Raw genomic sequence first — 1,201 nt, 5'->3', positions numbered from 1 at the left:
CTATCCGGAAAACGCTCAGAGCTGCAGGGACCTCTTTAAGTCCTGTACCATCCTCGACGGACAGAGCCTTGATGCTCGCTGTCACGAGCAACGAGCCGCTTGGGTCACAAGCGAAGGTCCGGACGTGAAAGGAATGCGTATCGGCATGTTGCATGAGTTGCGGTTCGCCGGTCTCTTGATCAAGCGCATACACCGCAATATTGTTTTCTCCGCCCGCAAAGACCTTTTGACCATCTTTTTCGATTGAGTGGTCGGCGCGATTGGCGACATAAACGTATCGACCGGACGGGTGAACGTGGATCGGGCCGGCAATTTGCCGCGCAGCGACGCTTTTGGAGTCTGCGAGCGTGTCTTGTGTGTAAGCTGGTTCTTGTTCGATACAACCGTCAATGATGCGGAACATATATAGACGGTTCATACGCTCGTCGGAAGCGTAAAGCCATGGCTTGGACGGGTGGAAGTCAACATGCCGTGGCCCGAACCCATAGCCCCCCCATGGCGCAACGACGTCTCCGACATCAAGCACACCATTGCGCATTTTGAACGAGCGAAGAGCGCCGGGATCCTCGGGCTTGTCGCCCTGTGGTTTGTTCCCTCGGTCGACAATGAGTGCCGCAACTCCGGATGGAAATGTCATCACCTGGTGAGGATAGATTCCATAGTCGAGACAGTGCGGTTGCTCAACCGCCTTGCCTATGGTCCCGTCCGAGTTGATGCTATGAACGGTTATGCCGCTCATCGGATGATTGTGCGCGTTCAAGATAAACTGTCCAGTCGGGTCGACGCACATGTGGACCGCGCGCCGGTCGAGTGGCTGCGGATTACCGTGCTGCGTCAGGGCCCCGTCTGGCCCGATGGCGAACGCACTGACGTGGTTGCAGTCCGACTTGACCCTCGGGCCACCGTTGCTGGTCGTTACGTAGAGGTACTGTCGCGACGGATGAGGCCACGCATACTGAATTTTCGCACGAGCATGGATGCTGTATCTTCTCTCGAGAACGCCCGAATCAACGTCGACCTGGTATTGGGTCAGGACGTTGTCGACGGCGCTATACAAGAACACCTTCCCTGTCATGTCTCCTCCAAGAATTTGAATCGCTCGGTTGTTTGTCAGCCGTCGGTCTCAGCAGGGGACCGGAACGGCTGCGTGCGCAGAAGCATTCTTACGAAGACGGTGTGAACATCGGGATTGACGTGCCAT

At 56.4% G+C, this 1,201-nt stretch carries 1 protein-coding gene; it reads right to left on the bottom strand.

The features are described from left to right. On the bottom strand, nucleotides 1-1,075 hold a 1,075-nt coding region (locus P7F28_RS09280; protein WP_277184216.1), incomplete at its 3' end, for a beta-propeller fold lactonase family protein. Nucleotides 1,076-1,201 lie beyond the last annotated feature (126 nt).

Origin of the sequence: Caballeronia sp. BR00000012568055 (assembly GCF_029439455.1) — a bacterium.
Classification (GTDB): domain Bacteria; phylum Pseudomonadota; class Gammaproteobacteria; order Burkholderiales; family Burkholderiaceae; genus Caballeronia.
The sequence above is the reverse complement of the archived record's forward strand: the minus strand, read 5'-3'. Positions and strand labels throughout refer to the sequence as shown.